At 71.9% G+C, this 21,619-nt stretch carries 21 protein-coding genes and 1 pseudogene; 7 read left to right on the top strand and 15 right to left on the bottom strand.

Annotated features, from left to right (window positions below):
- Positions 1-288: 288 nt before the first annotated feature.
- Positions 289-804, top strand: coding sequence for a hypothetical protein (locus ACOBQB_RS05760; protein ID WP_423589292.1), 516 nt, complete (start codon positions 289-291; stop codon positions 802-804).
- Here ACOBQB_RS05760 and ACOBQB_RS05755 read toward each other — a convergent pair.
- Both ACOBQB_RS05755 and ACOBQB_RS05750 read right to left on the bottom strand, forming a co-directional pair.
- Positions 788-1,708, bottom strand: coding sequence for a cytochrome c oxidase assembly protein (locus ACOBQB_RS05755; protein WP_423589290.1), 921 nt, complete (start codon positions 1,706-1,708; stop codon positions 788-790). The two genes, ACOBQB_RS05760 and ACOBQB_RS05755, sit on opposite strands and share 17 nt — an antisense overlap.
- Positions 1,705-2,202: a DUF2243 domain-containing protein gene (locus ACOBQB_RS05750; protein ID WP_423589289.1), complete on the bottom strand. Its 498-nt coding sequence runs from the start codon at positions 2,200-2,202 to the stop codon at positions 1,705-1,707. The genes ACOBQB_RS05755 and ACOBQB_RS05750 overlap by 4 nt, the downstream gene beginning before the upstream one ends.
- Before the next feature lie 203 nt (positions 2,203-2,405).
- Between ACOBQB_RS05750 and ACOBQB_RS05745 the strand changes: the two genes are divergently transcribed.
- The gene (locus ACOBQB_RS05745) at positions 2,406-2,930 is read left to right on the top strand and encodes a hypothetical protein (RefSeq protein WP_423589287.1); all 525 of its coding nucleotides are present in this window, start codon (positions 2,406-2,408) and stop codon (positions 2,928-2,930) included.
- A 42-nt stretch (positions 2,931-2,972) separates the two neighbouring features.
- Here the strand turns inward: ACOBQB_RS05745 and ACOBQB_RS05740 are convergent, their stop codons facing one another.
- Positions 2,973-3,359 carry an AAA family ATPase gene (locus tag ACOBQB_RS05740; RefSeq protein WP_423590424.1) on the bottom strand — a complete coding sequence of 129 codons (387 nt, stop codon included), beginning with the start codon at positions 3,357-3,359 and terminating at the stop codon, positions 2,973-2,975.
- Between the two features lie 83 nt (positions 3,360-3,442).
- A pseudogene (locus ACOBQB_RS05735) lies at positions 3,443-4,594 on the bottom strand (ATP-binding cassette domain-containing protein); the annotation flags it as partial.
- Between the two features lie 342 nt (positions 4,595-4,936).
- Here ACOBQB_RS05735 and ACOBQB_RS05730 point away from each other — a divergent pair.
- A complete protein-coding gene (locus ACOBQB_RS05730; RefSeq protein ID WP_423589285.1) occupies positions 4,937-5,446 on the top strand; it encodes a phosphatase PAP2 family protein in 510 nt (169 codons plus the stop codon).
- 94 nt (positions 5,447-5,540) lie between these two features.
- Here ACOBQB_RS05730 and ACOBQB_RS05725 read toward each other — a convergent pair whose 3' ends face one another.
- From ACOBQB_RS05725 to ACOBQB_RS05675, 11 genes are all read right to left on the bottom strand, one after another.
- A complete protein-coding gene (locus ACOBQB_RS05725; protein ID WP_423589283.1) occupies positions 5,541-5,801 on the bottom strand; it encodes a GlsB/YeaQ/YmgE family stress response membrane protein in 261 nt (86 codons plus the stop codon).
- A gap of 114 nt (positions 5,802-5,915) precedes the next feature.
- Positions 5,916-6,287, bottom strand: coding sequence for a hypothetical protein (locus ACOBQB_RS05720; protein ID WP_423589281.1), 372 nt, complete (start codon positions 6,285-6,287; stop codon positions 5,916-5,918).
- A gap of 362 nt (positions 6,288-6,649) precedes the next feature.
- Complete coding sequence (locus tag ACOBQB_RS05715; RefSeq protein ID WP_423589280.1) at positions 6,650-6,862, bottom strand: hypothetical protein; 213 nt, start codon at positions 6,860-6,862, stop codon at positions 6,650-6,652.
- Positions 6,863-6,948: 86 nt separating this feature from the next.
- Positions 6,949-8,037: a Gfo/Idh/MocA family protein gene (locus ACOBQB_RS05710; RefSeq protein ID WP_423589278.1), complete on the bottom strand. Its 1,089-nt coding sequence runs from the start codon at positions 8,035-8,037 to the stop codon at positions 6,949-6,951.
- A gap of 3 nt (positions 8,038-8,040) precedes the next feature.
- Positions 8,041-8,862 (bottom strand): hypothetical protein, encoded by an 822-nt coding sequence (locus ACOBQB_RS05705; protein ID WP_423589276.1) that lies wholly within the window; start codon positions 8,860-8,862, stop codon positions 8,041-8,043.
- Positions 8,863-8,900: 38 nt separating this feature from the next.
- Positions 8,901-9,917, bottom strand: coding sequence for a hypothetical protein (locus ACOBQB_RS05700; protein ID WP_423589274.1), 1,017 nt, complete (start codon positions 9,915-9,917; stop codon positions 8,901-8,903).
- 101 nt (positions 9,918-10,018) lie between these two features.
- Positions 10,019-11,320 carry a type III PLP-dependent enzyme gene (locus ACOBQB_RS05695; protein WP_423589273.1) on the bottom strand — a complete coding sequence of 434 codons (1,302 nt, stop codon included), beginning with the start codon at positions 11,318-11,320 and terminating at the stop codon, positions 10,019-10,021.
- Positions 11,308-12,348 carry a questin oxidase family protein gene (locus tag ACOBQB_RS05690; RefSeq protein WP_423589271.1) on the bottom strand — a complete coding sequence of 347 codons (1,041 nt, stop codon included), beginning with the start codon at positions 12,346-12,348 and terminating at the stop codon, positions 11,308-11,310. The genes ACOBQB_RS05695 and ACOBQB_RS05690 overlap by 13 nt, the downstream gene beginning before the upstream one ends.
- Before the next feature lies 1 nt (position 12,349).
- Positions 12,350-13,303: a nucleoside hydrolase gene (locus ACOBQB_RS05685; protein WP_423589269.1), complete on the bottom strand. Its 954-nt coding sequence runs from the start codon at positions 13,301-13,303 to the stop codon at positions 12,350-12,352.
- Positions 13,304-13,342: 39 nt separating this feature from the next.
- Complete coding sequence (locus ACOBQB_RS05680) at positions 13,343-14,812, bottom strand: wax ester/triacylglycerol synthase family O-acyltransferase (RefSeq protein ID WP_423589268.1); 1,470 nt, start codon at positions 14,810-14,812, stop codon at positions 13,343-13,345.
- The gene (locus tag ACOBQB_RS05675; protein ID WP_423589266.1) at positions 14,799-16,466 is read right to left on the bottom strand and encodes an alpha-amylase family glycosyl hydrolase; all 1,668 of its coding nucleotides are present in this window, start codon (positions 16,464-16,466) and stop codon (positions 14,799-14,801) included. The genes ACOBQB_RS05680 and ACOBQB_RS05675 overlap by 14 nt, the downstream gene beginning before the upstream one ends.
- A 515-nt stretch (positions 16,467-16,981) precedes the next feature.
- Here ACOBQB_RS05675 and ACOBQB_RS05670 point away from each other — a divergent pair.
- From ACOBQB_RS05670 to ACOBQB_RS05655, 4 genes are read left to right on the top strand one after another with little or no spacing between them, the layout of a single operon-like run.
- Positions 16,982-18,703, top strand: coding sequence for a WD40 repeat domain-containing protein (locus ACOBQB_RS05670; RefSeq protein ID WP_423589264.1), 1,722 nt, complete (start codon positions 16,982-16,984; stop codon positions 18,701-18,703).
- 11 nt (positions 18,704-18,714) lie between these two features.
- Positions 18,715-19,404 (top strand): GTP cyclohydrolase II RibA, encoded by a 690-nt coding sequence (gene ribA / locus ACOBQB_RS05665; protein WP_423589263.1) that lies wholly within the window; start codon positions 18,715-18,717, stop codon positions 19,402-19,404.
- Positions 19,401-20,423 (top strand): formylglycine-generating enzyme family protein, encoded by a 1,023-nt coding sequence (locus ACOBQB_RS05660; RefSeq protein WP_423589261.1) that lies wholly within the window; start codon positions 19,401-19,403, stop codon positions 20,421-20,423. The genes ribA and ACOBQB_RS05660 overlap by 4 nt, the downstream gene beginning before the upstream one ends.
- Positions 20,424-20,430: 7 nt before the next feature.
- Positions 20,431-21,513, top strand: a complete 1,083-nt coding sequence (locus ACOBQB_RS05655; protein ID WP_423589259.1) for a glycosyltransferase family 4 protein — start codon at positions 20,431-20,433, stop codon at positions 21,511-21,513.
- Positions 21,514-21,619: the final 106 nt, after the last annotated feature.

Below are 21,619 nucleotides of genomic sequence, written 5' to 3'. Positions count from 1 at the left end.
CGGCCGCCCCCCTCGTACGCAGCCGCCGCCACCCCCAGGTCCTCCCAGGCCGTCCCCGCCCGCCGCGTGGCCGGGGAGCCGGGCGCCGTCGAAGAGCGCCGGTGCGCTGCGAGGTCAGCGTGATGCCGTTCCCCGCGGTCTGCGAGCGGACCCGGGGGCGGTGGCCGCCTGCCGACGGGTGACACCGCGCGACCAGGCGGGTGATCCTTGCGGCCAGGTCACTACCCGTGGCGCCCCGCCGGAGTTGAGGTGGGCTCGTTCCACTCGCCCCACCTCTGGGAGGTTCCCTTGCCGCGCACCCGTTCCCGTACCCGGCTGCTCCGCGCCGGTGTGCTCACCGCCGCTTCCGCGATGCTCGCCGGCACCGCCCTGGTCGGCACCGCCGAGGCGGCCCCCCGGCCGGAGGCCAAGGAGAAGGAGGACGTGAAGGTCCTCGACTGGCTGGCGGTCAAGCAGTCGGACAGCAGACCGAAGCACGCGCGTGTCGGCGTCGACTGGACCATCCACTCGCACCTCTACACCAACCGCAAGGGCCACCCCGGCAAGAAGATCGGCGACGCCTCGGCGCACTGCAGCGTGGTCGACGTGAACCGTCGCGGGTACGTCGCCCTGTGCCACCGGGTGCTGCGGACCGACAAGGGCGGCATCAGCCTGAGCGACACCATCGACCACTACGGCCCGCTCCCGCACGGCGGCTACTCGAAGGTCACCGGCGGCACGGGCAAGTACCGCGAGGCCGAGGGCCAGGCCGAGATCACCATGCGGCACGGCATCGCGCGGTACCGCATCATGCTCGACGACTGACCGTACGCCCGCCACGGGCGTGCGCCAGTCCCCGGTTCGTCTGCCGGGGCCCTGCCGGGGCCCCGGCAGCGTGCTGTCCGGCGGCCCCCGGCGCCCGCGACCCGCGACGGCGCAGCGCGCGGCCGGCGGCGGCGTACCACTGGGCGGCGAGCACGGTGGCGAGGGCGACCTCGACGAGATCGCCGCCGTAGTACATCAGCCGGGCGGCGGTGTGGACGTCGTCGGCGGTGAAGCCGGTGCCCGGCGGCGGAGCGGCGTAGAGGCTCTTGGCGAGGACGGCGTGGGCCCACCCGGCGGCCAGCAGGGTGCCACCGCGCCAGGCGAGACCCCACCGGTGGCGCACCGGGTCGAGCCGGCAGACGGCGAAGGTGAACAGCAGCCCGGCGGCCAGGACATGGGCGTGCACGGCGGCCCCGAGCAGCGGCCGGTGGTGGGTGGCGGCCAGCAGCGGCGTGCGGTGGAGCAGCCACAGGCCGCCGATGTCGAGCAGGGCCGCCAGGGGAGGGAACAGCAGCCAGGCGGCGGGCCGGGAACGCGCGACGGTCAGCAGGCCACGGCGGGCCGGTCCCGGCGGCACGACGCGCCAGACGAGCGTGAGGGGGCGGCCCAGGACCAGCAGCAGCGGGGCGGCCATGGCGACGGCGAGGTGCTGGCCGACGTGCGCGGTGAACGGCCCGCCCGGCAGCGTACCGACGAAGGCGTGGGCGAGGGCGGCGCCGCCTGCGGTGAAGGACGCGTCCCGGTGCCGGGGCCAGGCGTCACCGCGTCGGCGCAGGCGAGTGGCGGCCGCCAGGTAGGCGAGTACGACCGTCAGCGCGGCCACGGCGACGACGGCCCCGAAGAGCCCGGCCCCACCGTGACCGGCATAGGCGTAGGCGGAGGTGTCGGCGTCGGCCGGGCTCACGCCGTCGACCGGTCGCGTGCCGCGCGGCGGCCGGCGCGCACGGTCAGGGCGGCACCGATGAGCAGCAGGACGAGGCCGGTGACGTTCCACGCCCAGTCGTAAGGGGTGACGTCGACCCCGTAGCGGACCTGGTGCAGGCGCAGCAGCTTGTGGTCGACGATCCCGTCGAACAGCTGGAAGACGCCGAGGCCCAGGAAGAACCCGGCCCAGGCGTGCGCGGCGGACAGGGCACGGCGTCGGCGCAGGTCCGCGAAGAGGAAGAACCCGGCGACGAGTGCGAGGAGTTCACCGGTGTGCAGCAACCCGTCGGACAACAGGCCGACCCCCAGGGTGGACCGGTCGTAGAAGTGGTGCCAGTGGAGGACCTGGTGGAAGACGATCTCGTCGACGGCGGCCATCACCGCCACTCCGATCAGCACGGACACCACCAGCGACCGGCGCGGACGTGGCGGGGCACCCATGGGGTCGGTCGGGACCGGTCGGCTGCTGCTCATCGCGGCTGCATCTCCTGAATCGGCTGGGTCTCCGGAAAGTCCTGACGGGGACGGCTCGGGCGGGCTACGGCTGGGCTACGTCTACCCGCGTCGGTCCGCACAAGCCCGCCCGGCGCCGCATCCGGGTGAGGCGCCGCTGCCGCGCGTGTACCACCCGCACCGGAGAAGCGATGGGAGCGCGCAGAGGGGGAACCCGTAGGGGCATGATCAAACGCGCACTGTGGCAGGGACTCCTGGCGGGTACGGCCGGAGTCGTGGTGATGACGCTGGGCGAGAAGGCGGAGCAGCGCCTGACGGGCAGGCCTGACTCCTACGTGCCGGCGCGCACCCTGGAACGGCTGACAGGCATGGGGGAGCGGCCCGGCCGCCAGCCCTTGGCGGCGAACTGGGCGATGCACTACGGGCAGGGCGCGCTGCTGGGCGTACTGCGGTCGGTGATGGCGCACGCCGGGCTGCGCGGGCCGGTGTCCTCGGCGCAGTTCGCCGTGGTGCGCCTGACCAACGACCAGATCCTGGAGAACGCCACAGGAGTCGGAGCCCCGCCGCGGACCTGGCCGCGCAAGGAACTCGTGGTGGACCTGCTGCACAAGACCGTCTACGCGTTCGCCACCGGTGCCGTCGCCGACGCCCTGGCGGCGCGCTCCGGCCCCGGCCCCGGCCAACGCCACGCCGCCCTGCGGCCCGGCCGGCACGCGGACGTGGGCCCGCCGCCCCGCCACACGGCCTGACCGGCCCACCGTCCTCTCCCCTGCGACCCCCGGATTTCTCCCTCAGGCCAGGCGGAGCCGGGGCCAGTCCGCGAGGTCCCGCAGGAGTTGCCGGTCGTGCGTCGCGACGACGACGGCGGCGTCCGTGGCGCGGATCGCCTCGGTCAACTCGTCGACCAGCGCGGCCGACAGATGGTTCGTCGGCTCGTCGAGCAGCACCAGGCCGGGCCGCCCGGCCAGGGCAAGCGCCAGGTCGAGACGCCGCCGCTGACCCTGCGACATCCGTCCGACCGGAGTGCGCGTCGCCTCGGCGTCCAGCAGCCCGAGCGCTCCGAGCGGGACGGCGTCGGCGTCGCGGAGCGCGCCGCGGGCCACGAGGCGCCCCACGTGACGGGCGTGCACCTCGCGGGCGGTGAGTCCCGGTTCCTGCTCGGCGGTCTCCTGGGAGATCCGGACGACCCGTGCCCCCGCGCCGGCCGGACGTGCCCGTGCGTCGGCTCGACGGCGCCGGCGAGGACCGCGAGGAGCGTGGACTTCCCGGCTCCGTTCGGCCCGGTGACGAGCAGCCGGTCGCCGCCGTCGAGGGTGAGGTCGACGGGGCCGGCCAGCCGCCCTTCGACGGCGACGCCGTGGGCCCGCAACTGCGGTGCGCCCGGCCGGACCCCGAGGTCCGGCCACCGCAGGGCCGGCGGCGGTTCGGGCACGTCGACCCGGTGCGCGTCCAGCGCGTTCCGCTGCCGGTGCAGGGCCTGTACGACACCCGGGGCGCGGGACTGGCGCTGGTGCTTCCCGGTGCCCTTGTCGGGCCGCCAGCCGGTGGAGAGCCGGTCGCGGGCCTTCGACACCGCGTCCTGTAGGCGCCGGTGCTCGGCCTGTTGCTCCTCGTGGTCCTGTTCCCAGCGCTCGCGCTCACGCCGCCGGGCGTCCTGCCAGGCGTCGTACCCACCGGCGTACAGGCGCGGCCTGCCGTCGCGGGTCGGGTCGAGGTCGAGGAAGCGGTCCGCCACGTCGCGCAGCAGCGCACGGTCGTGGCTGACGACGGCGAGGCCCCCGTCGTGCTCGCGCAGCCTGCGGGTGAGGAAGGCGAGCCCATCGGCGTCGAGATGGTTGGTCGGCTCGTCCAGCAACAGGACGTCGTGCCGCGCGCCCAGCAGACACGCGTGGCGGACCCGGTAGCGCTGCCCGACCGACAGCGTCGACAGCGGACGGCCGCGGTCGGTGCAGGCGCCGAGGGCTTCGAGGGCGACGTCGACGCGGCGTTCGGCGTCCCACGCGTCGAGCCGGGTGGCGGCGTCGAGCGCGGCGGCGTAGCGGTCGTCGGCGGTGGGGTGGCCCTCGGCCAGGGCGCGCGTCGCCTCGTCCAGCGCGCCGAGGGCGGCGAGCGAGGCGGCCAGTGCCTCGGACGTCAGGGTGCCGACGGTCGCGCCGTCCCGCGCGGACAGTTCCTGGCGGGCCAGGCCGAGCGTGCCGTTGCGGTGCACGGTGCCCTCGTCGGGCGTGAGCAGGCCGGCGAGGACGTGCAGCAGCGTCGTCTTGCCGCGGCCGTTCTCGCCGACGACGGCGATCCGGGACCGGGCGGAGACGGTGACCGAGACATCGTTCAGGACGCGCCTGGACCCGCGGGTGACGATGACGCCGTCGGCACGGAGGTGGGCACCACCGCCCGCTTCGACGGGCAGGGACATGGCCTCGGGGGTGGTCGAGGTGGGGTTCAAGGAATGCTCCGCAGCTCGCAGTGGAGCCGGGCAACGCGAAAAGGCCGCCCGGCGGGAACCGGGACGGCGAGCGCGGATTCAGCAGAGAGAAGAAGGCGCCGCCGTCAGCGGGCGGAGCGGACCTTCTGCGACCAGATACCTCGTGCCATACGTCTCATGCTAGCAGTGGGGGGCCCGGCAGGCAGGGGAGAAGAGAAGCCGACCGGCTCGGCCGGTCGGCTACAGGTGATCAAGACCTGCGTAACCCGGGGCGCTTCGGGATACCTGGTGCGCATGAAGCTGTTGACGGTTGTGCGTGAGGTTGATCGAGTGGTGACACAGCAGGTGGCCCGGCGCGTCGCGCCGGGTGCGGGCAAGGTGCTGTCCGGAGTGGAGGAGGCGGCGGAGAGCACGAAGCTGTGGTGCGGGGCCGCCGTCGCGATGGCGTGCTTCGGCGGGTGGCGCGGCCGCACGGCGGCGGCCGCCGGTCTCGCCGCCATGACGGTGGCGCAGCTGGCGTCGAACGGCGTGTGCAAGCAGCTGGCCGACCGGCCCCGGCCGCCGAAGGAGTGGTTCCCGCACGACGAGGCGGACGACCGCCCCGACTCCTCTTCCTTCCCCTCCGGGCACACGGCGGCCGCGGTCGCCTTCACCGCCGCCGTCCTCCCCACCTGGCCGGCCGCCGGCGTCACGTGCGCGGTACCGGCGGCGATGGTGGCGGTCGAGCGTGTGCAGAGCGGCGCCCACTATCCCAGCGACGTCGTCGCCGGTGCCGCCGTCGGCCTGGCCTGCGCCTGGCTCACCCGGCGGGCTCCCCGCCTCGCCCTGCGCCATTGGACGTAGCGGCGCGTGCCGGGCCCCGGCCCACCGGGGCCCGGCACGCAGCGCACGCGAAGCCCCCGGCGCGGGACGCCGGGGGCTTGGGGGCGGGATCGGATCAAGCGTGTCGTCGGGCCCACAGAGGGGTCACCAAGGAGATGAGGACGGCGGCGACGCCGACCTGGAAGACATGCCGGATCCAGTCGATGCCGCCGGTGTCCCGTACACCGAACGCACTGGCGAGAGCATTGCCGACGACGGCGCCGACGATGCCCAGGACAACCGTCAGCCACAGGGGGATGGGCTGACGACCGGGCAGAACGAGCTTGGCCAGCAGGCCGATGATGAGTCCTGCGATGATGGCCCAAAGGAACGACACGACAAATCCTCCTGTTCTACGGTCCCCGATCATTCGGATACCTACGTCCGCGTGCCCGGCAATCCACGGACCATTCCTCCGCGGCCGTGCCGGGCGTCCTGCCGTGATCCGGACTCACCGGAGGCCGGCGTGTGGGGCCTGCGCGAAGAGCTGGCCGAGGTGGGCGCACAGGACCTCCGTGGCGGCGTCCGCGCCGCGCCGGCCGATCAGGACGCAGGTGCCCAGCCCGTGGCTGAGGGACAACAGGTGAGCCGCCTCCGCCGCCGCGTCCCGCTGCCGGTCCAGAGCGCCGTCCCGTTGGCCTGCTCCAGCACGGCGGTCAGCTGCCGTTCCTGGCGGTCGGGTCCCTCGGCCACGCGCCGCGCGGCCAGTTCGGGGTCGGTGGCTCTGCTGCTCCAGGCGTTCCAGGGCGGCGTGCAGCAGCTGGGCCTTCGTCTCGAAGTAGTACTCCACCAGGTTCAGCGACACCCGCACCAAGGCGGGCACCGCACGGGCCCTCCGGACCCTGATCGTCCTGGCCGCTCTGCTGTCGGCGGCCGGATTCGTCTGGCAGAGCCGGATCGGCGCGGACAGCGGATACGCGGAGGGCCCGCTGGGCCGGCGATCGTGATGTCGGCCGGAATGGTCCTACTGATCACCCCGGTCACCTCCGGCACGGCCGAGCACGACGCCGGCGCCGCCTCGGGCCTGATGAACGCCACCCGGCAGATCGGCGGCGCCGTCGGCCTGGCCGCGCTCGTCACCCTCGCCCTCACCCGGCCAACACCGCTACAGCCGCGTCCTATCGGGCCGTGTTCACGGCCATCGCTGCGGTGTGGGCGGCCGACACGCCGGGCCGGTGAACCGGCCTACTTCCTCAGCCACGCCATGAAGCGGGCCCGTCCCTCGCACTGCCCGCCGCCCGACGCCTGCATGTCCCTCGCCTCGAACTGGGAGCCGTACGGCTCGGACGACAGGGTGCAACCGGCCGGGACGGGCTGCGCGGCGTAGTAGCCGAAGGCGAGCAGCGCCGCGATGAGCGGGCCGCTGAGCAGGTAGCGACGGGCCGTCGAGGAGAGCATGGCTTGATCGTATCGGCGGGTCTGGCGCGCCGATGTGGCCGGTCGGGTCGCGTGTCCCTTTGGCCACGTCTCTTCCCGTGACCAGCTCAGCGGGCCGACCGCAGGATGGCGAGCATCAGGCGGATGTCCTCCAGCGATTCCTGCCCGCTCGTGAGCGGCTGGAGCTCCGGGGTGGTCACGCATGCGTGGAAGTGGCACAACTGGGCCTTGAACGCCTCGTGGTGCGAACCGTCCACCGTCCGCTCGACGGTGAGCGGACGGGGCCGCCCCGACGACGGCGCCTCGTCCTGGCGTACGCGTACGGTCGAGGGAACGTGGCGGAGGAAGGGGTTCGAGATGTGGAGTTCCACGACGCGGTCGGACCCCCACACGGTGAGGTTCTCCTCGAAGAGACGCACCGAGGTCTTCCCGCCGAGAAAGACACACTGCAACCCGTCCGCGTGGCCCAGCAGCGCGGTGAGCGTGCCGCCGTCGGGGGAGACACGAGCTGTGACGGACGTGGGCGCGGCGGGGAAGGCCGCGCGGAGCACGTTGATGTCATGGCTCCAGACACCGAACATGTCCATGTAGGCGGCCAGGAGAGCGGGCGACCCGGTACCGAGTTCGCCGCGGGCTTTCGCTGTGCGCCCGTCGGTCCCGGAGTCCGCTTCCGCGCCGGCCGGGCGGTCGATCCGCTGGATTTCCGGGATGATCCAGTTGCCGTAGTCGGGCCCCACGACGATGTGGGCGCGTGCCATGCGCGGCGCGGAGATCCGGCGCATCTCCTCAAGCCCTCGCCGCACCCCGCTGTCGTAGCGTTTCATGTACCCGACCATGAGCTTGGCGCCCGTGCGCTCCGCGGTGCCGACGAGCTGTTCGGCCTCGCCCTGCGTGTAGCACAAGGGTTTCTCGGTGAACGTGTGGATGCCTCGTTCCAGCGCCATGAGCGCGGGGGCGAAGTGGTCCTTGTTGAGGATGAGGACGGCGTCGAGCGACGGCACCGTGTCCAACAGGTTCTCCCACGAGTCGTGCACCCGCGGCACTCGGTGGCGGGCGGCGACCCGTTGGGCGAGCGCCTTGTCCTGATCGCACAGCGCGGCGATCTCGAAGCGGTCCTCCAACTCGGTGAGGTAGGGCAGGTGCATGAGCTGGGCGATCATGCCGCAGCCGAGTATGCCGACACGGACACGGGACACGAGTCACTCCTTCGGGGCGGGCGGTGCGGCCTTCGGGAGCCGTGGGGGCCGGTGCGGTGCGGTCGCCGCTCGGCGCAGCACATCCACGACTCCGTCAGGACCGGGACGGGAGGAGACGAACCACGCCGACGCGCGCACCGGTTCGGGGATGGCGGCGTTCGCAACGAAGGCGCACCGCACACCACGCCCCGCGGGCACCCAGTCCGCGAGGGAGTCACCGACCATGAGCAGCCGGTGCCCCTCCCGGGCGAGCACCTCCAGCGTGCGCCGCTTGCCCGAGTGCCAGGGGGTGTACGGATGAACGCCGAGGAAGCCGTGGCGCGCACTGCGGTCGAGGCCGAGCTCGACGCCGTGGTCCCGCGCCCACCCGGCCAGGGTGCGGGCGGCCTCGGTGATGAGGGGCGGTGGCGCGAACACACTGACCGAGGCCCGCCGGTTCGCACCGAACGCCCAGGTCCGGTGGCTCACGGGCGTACCGCCGAATTCGGGACTCGACGTGTCCTTGAGCCGCTCGGCCCCGTGCGCCGCGGCGACATCGCCGACGATGCCGCGTACGGCGCCCGACGCGGGGAACGGCGTCATGAGGCGCACGGCGCCGTCGAAGGAGACGATGTTGCCGTTCTCCGCCACCACGGGGAACGTCGAAGCCGCTCCCAGGCCCACGCGTTCGCCGAATTCCCCCAGCTGCTCCAGCGGCGAGTCGGAACAGAGGCCGACGGCGTAGCCGCGGGCATACGACAGGGCCAGCGCCTCGCGCAGCAGGCGCCGTACACGGCGACTGGCGTGGGACGACGACGTGCCGGACGGCAAGAGGGTCCCGTTCACGTCCAGGAGGATGGCGTCGAATCCATGGGGACGGCCTCTCAACGGCCCTCGACCTCACGCTCTTTGGCCCGTTGGACGATCTCGACGTAGCGGTCCGGAGAGGAGGCCAGTTGCTCCAGGACAGCGAGAACAGGGGTCGACGTCCACGCGATCTCCAGCGAGGTGAGCAACCGCCGGCCGCCCGGACAGAGATCGCCCACCCGTATCCGGTAGCGGGCCGTCCGCTCGACCTCGGTGAAGAAGCGGGCGTTGGCCTCCAACATCCCCTTCGCGAACGCCCGTTCCATCCCGGGGCTGATGCCGATGCGGGAAGCCGCGCTGACGAAGGGGAGCCAGTACGGCGCTCGCCCCCATTGCCTCCGCGGCAGCCGGACCGCCAGCCCCGACATGCCCAGCAGGTAGTTGCGGGAGTCCGTCAGGTCCACCGCACCGCTGCGCGGCATCCGGTAGTCGATCACCGGGTGCATGGGGACGCCGGTGGTGGACGCCCCGCCGGGAGCCGTGAGCCGTATGCCGGGTACCACGTGGGCGACCCGGATGCCCGCCGCCCGGAGCAAGCGGGTCGCCGCCTCGACGGAACCCCCGGTGCAGACGTCGTCCTCGACGAGAGCGCACTCGGCGCCCGCGAGCCGCGCACGGAGCGCCGCCAGCTGGTCGGCGATCCGGGGGGCGCCCGGCCTGGCGACCAGGCCGACACTCCGGCCACCGCCCAGCAGGAACCCCCGGGAGAGCCGGAGGTGGCCGTGCGCGTGCGCCACCAATGGGTCCAGGCTGATCAGGGCGCGCTCCCCCACGCGACTGCGGACCGCCCGCTCCAGGGCGACCGGGTCCGCCACGTGGAAGGTGACGCCGTCGGGCCGCGCCATCGCCTGGCGCAATCCGTCGCGCACCTCCTGCTGGAATCGCAGGTACTTCGCCCGCACTGTGGTGACGAGGTGCGCCCGCGGCACCCGGCTGCGGGCCGCGAGACGGCCGGTCAACTCGTGTACGCAATGGGCGCTGTCGTCGCGCATGACGATGACGAAGGGGTGCCGCGCCGGCACGTCGATCCGCATCGGGACACCGGGGCGGGGACGCAGGATGAGGCCCGGGGCGACGGCACCGGTGCGCCGGGCGGGTGGACACCCCGGTCCCGCCGTCCGAGCGGTCGAGGAGATCACGTCCCGTACCGCTCCCGGCCCACGGTGATCCGGCTGCGCTCGATCTCCCGGCCGTCATCGACCACCACCTCCAGGGGCATGGGGTGTCCATGGAACAGCGCGAGCGACGAGTGGAGGCCGTAGGCGCCGACGTTGGGCACGGCGATGAGTTCCCCTGGTTCCACATCGGGGAGGAGACCGTTTCTCGTCCAGCTGTCCAGGGGATGGCACAGCGGTCCGGTCACGATGGTCTCGTGGCCGGCGTTCCGTCCGTCCGCCGTGGTCAGCAACTCGGGGTCGATACGCGGCTCCCTGCCGAGACCGGACATGCCGCCGAGGTGATTGATCCCGGCGTCGAGCACCACGATCCGGCACCCGTGCGACCGCTTCACGTCGAGCACTCTGGTCAGCAGCTGCCCGCACGCGGCCGACAGATAGCGGCCGGACTCGAAGAAGACCTCGGGCGAGCCGGTCCGCCACGCGGGGAAAGCACGGTCGAGCAGTACGCCGAGCCGTTCCCTGAGGGTGGCGAACACCGGCAGCCGCCCTCGTGTCGCGTACGGAGCTCCGAATCCTCCGCCGAGGTCCAGGACCTCGAACCGCTCGCAACCGAGCGCTTCCTGAGCCTCGCCTGCGACCCGGAGCGCGTGTTCGAAGACCGTCAGCAACGCTTTCTCGTCCGCCAGATTGCTCCCCATATAGAGGTGGACGCCGACCAGTCGGGCGTACGCGCGGCCGGCGAAGAGCAGGGGCTCCTCGTGGAGCCACGACAGGTCCGCACCGAACTGGGACGGGCCGCCCGTCATGGCGAGGCCCGCGCCGTGCGGTGGCTCCTGCGGGTTGATCCGTAGCAGCGCCGACAGCCGTACACCGTGCTCACGACCCACGCGGTCGAGCTGGTCGAGGCCGCCCGGCGAGTCCACGGAGAACCGGCGCACCCCCTGGGCGACGGCTCCGCGTACATCGGCGTCGCACTTCCCGGGGCCGGTGTACAGCGTCCCGGCCGCGGAGAAGCCCGCCCTCAGTGCCGCGCGGAGCTCTCCGGGAGAGCAGACCTCGGCACGGCATCCGAGCGCGGCGAGCTGCTTCAGGACGGCGGGGTGCGGGTTGGCCTTGAGGGAGTAGTGCAGGGGCGCGCCGAGCGGCAGCGCGGAGGTCAACAGGGCGTGCGCGCGCCGAACTTCGGCCAGGTCGTAGACGTAGGACGGTGTGTCCAGGCTCAGCAGGTCGAGCGGTGCGTCCATCGCGGCCTCCCGTACGGAGCGCGGGGCCTCGGCGCGTTCACCCGAGCGCGGTGTGAAGCCCGTCATTCGATCCATGTGCCGTCTTCCATGCGCCGGATCCAGTCGGTCGCGACCACCGCGTAGATCGGATCGGGGGCCGTGCGATCCTCCCGCCGGCACGCCTCGACGTACTTGATGGCGTGCGGGTCCCCGGTCGCGACCGCTCTGTCGGTCAGAGTCTCGTAGTCCACCGGCGTGACCGGCGCCGCGGGCTCCCGGTGGCCGGTGCCGTAGACGCTGCGGATCGCGGCGGTGAACTGCCAGGCGGCCGCGACGCTGGGGAGGTGCTGCTCGACGGGCAGGTGACCGAGTACCAGACGCACCGCGGCCGGCACCGTGAGCGCGTGCACGAACCCCATGTATTTCTCGTGGTTGTCGGTCAGATAGCCGTGCGCCGCGAGCCTGGTGACGACGCTCAGCAGTTCGTACGCGTCCTCCGGTTCCGCCACCTCGTCCACCACGGAGCCGAAGTCGGGCTGTAGATACAGCGCCTCCAGCCTGATACGGAAGATCTCACCGATGCCCTGCCGCGTGTGGAGTTTCGGCACCTCGCCCCAGACACGCGTCACGCTCCGTGAGCCGAGGAACCGTCCACTGCCCGGGACCTCCTGGTACCGGGCGGCCCAGTAGCCGAGGCCGAGCGCGAGCTCGTCGACGCGTTCGGGTGTCTCCTTCTCGGCCAGCGCGCGCACGGCGTGCCCGGTTCTGATCACCCCGTGCCCGCCGCCGGCCGGCAGCCCGGGCAGCAGCCGGGGCCACCAGTGGGCGAGAACCTCCCGCCAGGGCCGCTCGGCGAGACGGTCCCGGAAGAAGGCGTTCCAGTCCCCGAGGAGTCGCATGTTGCCCAGTGCCGCCCGCCAGTTGGCGCCGTCGATCGCCACCGCCCGAACCGGCGCGTCACGGTAGAGCATCTTCCGGTAGTCGCTGACGAAGCGGCCGACCGCTTCCGAGCGGCCGAGGCGGACCAGCGCCTCAGCGGCCATGGGCCCGTGGTTGCTCACCCCCGGCCCCCACTCGGGTCCGCAGTCCCGCAGATACGTCAGTGCCTCGTCGAGTTCCGTCACGTCACGCCAACTTCCGCAGGGTGTCGGTGAGGAGCTGCCAGAACCTCGGCGCGTCCAGCTCCAGCGCGACCCGCGCGTTGGGTTTGCGGTCGGTCACACCGGCCAGGTCGATGGCTGTGGCGCCCCGGGTGAACGCGCCGTGCAGTTCCACGACGATGTTGGCGTCCTGGCAGCCGACCAAGGACGGATCGATCAGCATGGCGACCACGACGGGGTCGTGCAGCGGGGGTTCCGGCATGCCCCAGATCCTGTCGTAGGTTCCCGACCGGAACCGCAGCAGCGCCTCGGCCGCTTCACCGAGCCGGGGCACGGAGCCGATCTCGGCGAGCACCTCCGCGGTGACCAGGGCCTGGTGGGTGACATTGAGACCGCAGTACGTGACCGGGACCCCGCTGTTCAGGACGATGCTCGCCGCCTCGGGGTCGAACAGGACGTTGGCCTCGGAGTAGGGCAGGAAGTTGCCCCGGTGCGTCGAGCCGGCCATGCAGAGGATCTCGCGGATCTTCGGACGCAGGTGCGGAGCGGCGAGCAGGAGAGCGGCCACGTTGGTCTGCGGGCCGGTGGCCACGATGGTGACCGGTTCGGTGGACTCCGTGAGTACCGAGATCATGAGTTCCACGGCATGGCGCTCGTCCTGCGGGACCGTGGGCTCCGCGAAGTCCCAGCCGTCGAGTCCGGAGTTGCCGTGCACATCCGGGCCGCCGTACTGGTCGCCCTGCCGGGGCGCGGCGTGCTCCCCGAGCAGCGGTCCGGCGTGGCCCGCCGCCACCGGGACGCCTGTGACCCCGGTGAGGCTGAGGACGCGCCGTGCGTTGAGAGCGGATTTCTCCACCACGTGGTTGCCCGCCACGGCCGTGACGGCACGCAGGTCGACGCGGTCGCTGCCCGCGGCGAGCAGGATCGCGAAGGTGTCGTCGTGGCCGGGGTCGCAGTCCAGGATGATCGGAGTGGGCATCGGATTCCTTCCGGCTGGGATTCGGGGGGTGGGGCCCGCTCACCGGCGCCGCGCGGGCGCCGGATCGCCGGCACAGCCGAGCGCGTCCTCCAGCTCGGCCAGGGCGTCGCCGGTGTACCGCGCGAGTTCGCGCACGTGCGGGACGGTGCGGCGGTCACCGGTGAAGACGGCGGTGAACCGGCTGCCCCCGGTCATCGCCGCGATGAACAGCGCCATGCCGTGACAGATGCTGCCGACCGCCGCCAGCGATTCGAGCCGGGCGCCGCAGACGTACCGCGGCTCCACAGGGCCGGCCACATTCGAGACCACCACGTTGTACGGCGTCCGCGTCCTGCCGCCGAGCCCGGCGAGGTGCTGGACCAGGAACGGCGTCGAGAAGGCGGCGCCGTAGGCCGCGGCGACGCCGCTGGGCAGCCGCCGGACCCTCTCCTTGGCGAGGGAGCTGGAGCGTGCGACCAGCTTCAGCCGGTCGAGCGGGTCGGCGATGTCCGTGCCGAGACTCATCGCGGTCATGGCGTGGGCGATCAGGGTGGTGTCGTCGCCGGGGGCGCGCGTCGACACCGGAGTGCCCGCGGTCAGCGTCCGCTCGGGCAGGGAGGCGAACTCGCGCAGATAGCGGCGCAGTCCTCCGCCGCACATGGCCAGGAAGATTTCGTTGACCGTCACGTCGGCTGCCCGTGCCGCTGAGCGCAGCCGTTCGAACGCGCAGCTCGACGTCGCGACGACCCGTTGCCGTCCGATGCGGCCGTTCAGCGTCGACCTCGGCGCCGCGTAAGGAAGCGCACGTGCCGGGTCGCGCGGCCCGCGGGCGTCCCGGGCGATGAGCCTGGCCGCACTGACGAGATCCGCCACGGCGGACGCCTTGCCGCCCGGTCCGTGGCGCAGCTGTTGGCCGGTGCCCGAGGACGGCTCGCCCGGCGCGCTCGGCGGGCTCGGCTCATTCGGGACGCTCCAGAACGGTCGCACGGATGCGGTCGGGGCGGCTGTGAACATGTGCTTCAGGTGTGCGAGGAAGCCGACGCCGTCCACCAAGGCGTGGTGGCCCTTGAAGTAGAAGGCGACCCGGTGGTCAGCGAGCCCCTCGATGAGGTGGAACTCCCACAGAGGCCGCTCCGGGTCCAGGGGCTGGGAGTGCAGCCGGGCCACCAAGGCGTCCAGTTCCCTCGGCCCGCCGGGCGAGGGGAGCGCGGAGCGCCGTACATGGTGGTCCGGGTCGATCTCGTGCCCGGCGAGTACCTGCCAGGCCGGGGTGAGGACGCCGAGCCGTGGGCGGGCGGGCCGGAAGGTGAACGGGGCCGTGAGGACAGGGGCGGCACGCAACGCGGCGAACAGTTCACGCGGCCACCCTGCCGCGTCGCCTTCGGGCGGCGCGAACGTGGCGATCAGCGCCACATGCTGAGCGGTGGCAGCGGAGTCGTACGCGAGGAACGTCCGGCTGCCCGCTTCCACGCGGACCGTGGCCGCCTTGGTCGTACGTCGGCGCGGCCGGGTCAGGTCACGCGGCTCCATTCGGCATCCTTTCGTGGCCCGCCGCCGGCCGGGGCCCGCAGATGACTCCCTCGTGGGGGGCCAGGGCGTCGACGGCCTGCCCCGGCCCGGGCTCGGGGCAGGTCGACACGAGGCGCACCCATCGGCCGGCCGCCGCCGGGCCGCCGTGGGCGCGGGGCAGCCGCACGGCCCTGTCCGTGAAGTTGAGCATCACCAGGAGAGCGTCGCCCGGGCGGTGTCCACGCCGCTGATAGCCCAGTACTCCCTCCGGCAGGCCGCTCTGGAACTCCAGCGCGTCCCCGGCGAGCGCGGGGTGGTCGTGGCGCAGTCGCAGCAGCGAACGCGTCAGAGCGAGGAACGAGGTGGGGTCGGTGACCTGCTCGGCGGCGGAACCGCCTTCGGGGACGACCACCGGCAGCCACGGTTCGGCCGGGGCGCGGGTGAATCCCGCTGTGGGCCCCGGGGTCCACGGCATGGGGGTGCGGGCCGGGTCGCGGCTGAGGCTCTGGTCGCGGACGCCCCACGGGTCCTGGGCGCGGTGTGCGGCCAACTCGCCGTTGGGCAGGCCGAGTTCGTCACCGTAGTAGAGGAGGGCCGTGCCCGGGAGGGTGAGCAGCAGCATCATGGCGTTCCGTGCCTGCGCGGCACCGATGCGGGAGGCCACCCGGGGCTCGTCGTGGCTGCCCAGCACCCAGGCCGGCGTGGCCCCGGCGGGCAGGGCGTCCTGTACGTCGCGGAGCAGCTTCTCGACGTCCGCGGGTCTCCACGGTGCCTTGAGGAGACCGAAGTTCAGCGGTAGGTGGATCTCGTCCAGGTCCTGTCCGAAGAAGGTGCTCCACAGGGGCCAGTCGTGTTCGTGGATCTCCCCGATCGCCACGCGTTCCTGGCCGGAGCCGTAGGAGTCCAGCAGCGCACGGAGAGAGCGGTAGATGTCGTGCAGGTCGGGGTGGCCCTGGTCGTGGATGTGCCGCTGCCCGTCATAGGCGCCCATGGGGCGGTGCTGGGCCATGGCGAGGGGTTCGGCCGGTGGGTTGTCGCGGAACAGGGGGTCCTTGGCGACCAGCGGAACGCAGTCGATGCGGTAGCCGTCCACACCGCGGTCGAGCCAGAAGCGGGCGACGTCCAGCATGGCCCGGCGGACCTCGGGGTGACGCCAGTTGAGGTCGGGCATGGACGGCAGGAAGGAGTGCAGGTAGTACTGGCCGCTTTCCGGGTGCGGGCTCCAAGCCGGCTCGCCGAACAGGGTGATCCAGTTGTTCGGGGGGCCGCCACCCGGTGCCGGGTCGCGCCAGACGTACCAGTCCCGCCGTGGGTCCGTACGGCCCCGCTGGGAGTCCAGGAACCAACGGTGCCTGCTGGAGGTGTGGTTGGGCACGTAGTCGATCAACACCTTCACTCCGTGCGCGTGGGCGGTCTCGACGAGCGTGTCGAAGTCGTCCAGCTTCCCGAAGAGCGGGTCCACGGCGGTGTGGTCGGTGATGTCGTACCCGAAGTCCTCCATGGGAGAGAGGTAGAAGGGCGACAGCCACAGCGCGTCCACGCCCAGGTCGGCCAGGTAGGGGAGGCGGGCGGTGACGCCGGGCAGATCGCCCGAACCGTCGCCGTTCGTGTCGAGAAAGCTACGCGGATAGATGTGATAGATGACAGCGTCGCGCCACCATGGCCGCTCGCTCATGCAATTCCTCAACGCCGATCATGTTTTCGGAGACCATCACGGCTCGCCTCCTCATGGAAGGGGGCAATGGTCATCCCCGGCAAGACCGGAAAGGCGTACTGGCTCTTTCGCATCTGCCGCACTGGTCACTTCGGGACGGGCTTCCCGCTCTGATCAAATAGGAGATCGGGGCGCCTGCGGTGCGGCCCACATGGCTCTATGACGCTTGGTGACGATCGCCCGCGGGAATTTCGGGAGACCGGATACTGGCTGAATCTCATCCGCCCTGTCCGGGGTGCCGCTCCGAATTGGACAGCTTGAATCACAGACGAAAGGAAAGTTGACTTCGGCATGTGACGCCTCATAGATTCGCTGCTCGTTGCCGGTTTCCGCAGAGGAGGCGCGTCCCGCGCCCGCCTCGGCCGCAGAGTCGGCTGCTTCGTCTGCAGAGCGAAGATCCCGCTCGCTACCCCTCGACCCCCCGATCGTCTTGACGACGTCACGCGCGATTTCTTGCACTCAAGCGGGAGGAACCGATGATCAAACACACGTCGCCCATCAGCGGAATCGACGCCAAGGGCGACTGGGTCGCAACCGCCGGCTACGACAACAAAGTGATCCTTTGGGACGCGGCCACCCACACCGCCGTCACCGAGGCACGTCACGATCATCTGGCCAACCAGTGCCGGTTCTCCCCCTCGGGACGGATTCTCGCCACGTCGAGCAGCGACTATTCGGCGCGCTTGTGGTCGGTTCCCGAAATGCGGCTGATCACTGTTCTGGTGGATCACAAGGACGACGTCGAGATGACGGTGATCTCCCCGGACGAGCGCCTCGTGGCAACCGTCTCGCGTGACCACATCGCACGCGTCTACGACCTGGACGGCCGCCTCATCCACCGCCTGGAAGGCCACGAGGCGGACGTGCTCTCCGTGGAGTGGGTGCGCGGCGGCACGGAGCTGGTGACCACCAGCGACGACGGCACGGTCCGCCGGTGGGACACGGTCGCGGGCAAACTCGTCGACACCATCGACCTCGGCGACGTGGAGACGGACACCGTCGCGGTCCTCGGCGACGAGGAGTTCGCCCTGGGAAACGACGAGGGCGAACTGATCCTCCTGGGCCCGACGGGCACGACACGGCACCGCGTCCACGACGCCGGCATCAAGCGCCTCGGCTTCGACCCCGCGAACAGCCTTCTCCTCAGTTCGAGTTATGACCGCACCGTCCGGCTGTGGCGGCTCGATCAGGGGCACCGGCTCACGCATGTGATGACTTCCGAGGTCCCCGCCGACGTATGGCTCCGCTCGTGCGCCCGCCTCGACGACACCCGGTGGGCCTTCGGCACGTTCGGCTCGTCGTACGCCGTCTTCGACCGGAGTGACGGAAGCTGGAACCTCGACCGCGTCGAACCGACTCCAGGACTCAACGCCGTGACCGCCGCTCCGGCCGGTGTCTTCTCCGTCGGCGACAGCGGCACCGTGCGGCGCGACGGTGCGAAGGTGTCCGAGATCGGCAGCTGCTGCAACTTCCTGATCCCCTTCCACGGCACCGTCGTCACCGGAGGACAGCTCGGCTCCCTGCATGACGCCGTGTCCGGCAAGGTGGTGCACCAGCACCGCTCACCCCTCAACTGCGCCGCTGTGTACGGCTCCACGGACGGCGACCTCCTCGTCGTCGGCACCTACACCGGCGAGGCACTGCTGTTCCGCGGCACCGCCCACAACGGCATCGAGTTCGTCGCGGAGCACCGCATCCAGCAGAACGCCATCAAGGGCATGGCCGTGCACGGGAACACTCTCTTCAGCGTCTGCGCCACCGGGGCGGCCACCTGGCACCGTCTGCCGGACCTGGCCCCGATCACGCGGAACGACGCAGCCCACACACGTATCGCCAACGGCGCGGCAAGCCTCCCGGACGGACGTTTCGTCAGCGTGGGCCGCGACCTGACCTTGCGGGTCTGGACACCCGCAGGCCAACAGGAGGCGGCCGTAGCGACACCCCACGGCAACAGCATCAAGTGTGTGGCCGTCGACCCGCACACCGGCCTGGTCGCGACGGGCGGCTACCACGGGCGGATAACCGTGCACGATCTCGGCTCGGACACCTGCGTGGTCGACGTCCGCCCCACCACCGCGGGGGTGTCGAGTCTGAGCGCGGCCGGTCGCCCCGGACGGTTCCTGGCCTCGTCCTACGACGGTCGTGTGTACGAGGTGGACGCGAGCGCCGATGCCTCGCCGGTCCCGGCGTCGCGGTAGAGGAGCGGTTGATGGGCATATCCGACGACGACGTGGTGACACGACTGGCGAGCGCTCCGATACCCGTCGGCTCCACGCTGATGCAGGTGACGGTCTTCGGCCGGATCTCCCCGGACAGCGTGGACATCGAGGAAGCGGTGGCCCTGCGGACAGCGGCTCCTCGCCCCGACACGGGCGAGGCGCCGATCGTCCGCGTCCACAGCGCCTGCTTCACCGGGGACGTCCTCGGGTCCGCCAAGTGCGACTGCGGTCCGCAGCTCGCGGCGGCACTGACGGCTGTCATCGACTCCCGCAACGGCATCCTGCTCTACATGCTCCGCCAGGAAGGGCGAGGCATCGGCCTCGCCAACAAGATCCGGGCCTACGCCCTGCAATCGCTGGGGCACGACACGATCAGCGCCAATCTCGCCCTGGGCTTCCCCGCCGAGGGGCGGGACTTCCGCCTCGCCGCCGAGTGCCTGCGCCATCTGGGGGTGCGCCGGGTCCGGCTGATGACGAACAACCCCGAGAAGCTGAGCCAGCTCGCCGAGTGGGGAGTCGACGTGACGGCCCGCGTGCCGCTCGGCGGCTTCCGGACGCCGTACAACGAGGCGTATCTGGAGGTCAAGGACAACTTGATGGGCCATCTCGGCGCACTGGGCGTCACGCAGCCTGCGCCGGGCGCGCTGGACACCGTGACACCGCAGAAGGAGGCGCTGTGACGGAGATCGTGCACGCCGACCTCGTCGACGCCGACATCAACGCCCTGACCGACCGGGCCGCGATGGGGCTGCCCGACCACTACGTCCGGCCCCGCGCCGAGACCCTGAGCCCTGCCCACCTCGTCGCCGGTCTCGGCGGTGACGAGCCGGCCGCCATGATGGACGACGCGTCACTCGGCCCGGACGTCCTGCTCGCCGTGGGCACCGCGCTGGCCCTGGCGGGGGACCCGCGGATCCGTGAGGACGACCCGCCGATGCTGGATGTGCCTGCCGGACAGGCGCTCATCGGTACCCCGGAGGACGACGTCGACGCGCTCCACCAGGACTCCGCCCGCTTCGGCGTCCAGCGGTCCTGGGTCGAGAAGGAATGCCCGCGCCACCCCTGCCCTGTCGCCGCGTTCCGGATCGCCGCGTACCCGGTCACCAACACCGAGTACGCGCTCTTCCTCCACGAGACCGGCCGCCGCGAGATCCCGAGCAGCTGGCACTACGGCCGCTTCACGCCCGCCACCGCCAACCATCCCGTTCACACGATCACCCCGGAGAGCGCCGACGCCTACGCACGGTGGCTCGGTGAGCGGACCGGCCGGGTGTTCCGCCTGCCGACGGAGCAGGAGTGGGAGTACGCCGCCGCCGGCCCGGAGGGCCTTCGCTACCCCTGGGGCGGAGAGTGGAGCCCGGACGCGGCCAACACACTGGAGTCGGGGCTCCTCATGACCACGCCCGTCGGCGCGTTTCCCGCCGGGCGAAGCTGGTGCGGCGCGCTGGACATGGCCGGCAACGTGGAGGAGTACACCAGCAGTGTCTACCGCCCCTACCCGGGCGGGCAGCTCGTGCGGGACGACCTGTACAAACGGCTCGGCGCCTACCGGATCGCCCGCGGCGGGGCCTTCAACCGGTTCCGGGACCTGGCGCGCTGCCAGCGCCGGCACGGCCCCTACCCGCGTTCGCTCTACGCCATGGGCTTCCGCCTGGCCGAGGACGTCCCGCCTGCCGATGCCGCAGCGGAAGGGAGGTGAGGCGATCGTGCGCGTACTGCACATCCACTGGGCCGCGCGGCCGGTGACCGGAGGGGTGGAGGCCCATCTGGACGCGGTCGTCCGCCAGCTCGGCACCCTGCCGTGCGACGTCGAGACCGTCTCCGGCACCCGGGAGTCATTGGGCGCCGCGTACGACGCCGCCCTCGACCTTGAGGTGCCCGCGGCCGCGTCGGACATCACGGCACTGGTCGGCCGTTGCGCCCGGGCCGACATCGTCCACTGGCACAACCCCCAATGGCACAAACCGTCCGTGACGTCGGCGGTGGTCGACGCCCTTCAAGGCCGCGGCTGGCGGGGCCGGTTCGTCTTCGACCTGCACAACATCGACGAGCAGCCCGACCAGTGGGAGCTCCTCGCCCGGCTGCCGGGCCGCATGGTGGCTCACTCGCCGTTCGTCGCGGAGGAGACGCGTCGCAGGCTGGGCGGCCGGGAAGTCACCGTACTGCCGTTGACGCTTGCCGAGGCCGAGGGGGAGTACTCGCTGCCGTGCCGCGACAGAACCGTGGTCCTGCAACCCACCCGGATGACCCGCTGGAAGGGCTCCCATCTGAGCCTGGAGGCCGCGCTCGTCCTGCTGGAAGAGGGGGCGGACCTGCACTTCGTGCACGCCGGCACCCGTCATCTGGTCTGGCCGCCCGGCATCTCCGAAGAGCTCCTCGAACGGGCGCGCGGATGGCAGGAGAAGGGAAGGATCCACTTCGTCCACTACACGCCGGAGCAGAGCTGGGCGGCCATCAGCCAGAGCGACATCGTCGTCCACCCCACCATCGACCGGGGGACACACGGAGAGCCGTACTCGCTGTCGGTCGCGCAGGCTGTCATCTGCGGTCGCCATGTGATCGCCAGTGACTCCGGCCATCTGCCGCGCATGCTCAGCCGCTACTCCGCGGGACGGCTGGTCCGTGCCGGTCAGCTGGAGGACCTCACCGACGCGCTGCGCGAGGCCGTCCGGAAACCACTCGTCGGACAGGGTCCCCACGACCTGTCCCTGTCCCGGGAGCTGCGGGAAGGCTTCGCGACCGCGGGCGCGGCGCATCTGCGCTTCTATCGGTCCTCGTCCGCCGCTTGACCCGACCGCGGGGGTGGCGTGCGGGCCGGAACCGCGAGGGGCCGCAGAACTCGCCTACGTTGTGACCGGACATGAAACCGCCCTCGGGCGTTGACACTTAGGGCGC

The sequence above is a fragment of the Streptomyces sp. G5(2025) genome (genome assembly GCF_049542075.1).
GTDB lineage: Bacteria > Actinomycetota > Actinomycetes > Streptomycetales > Streptomycetaceae > Streptomyces.
This window is presented reverse-complemented; position numbering and strand designations above follow the sequence as displayed.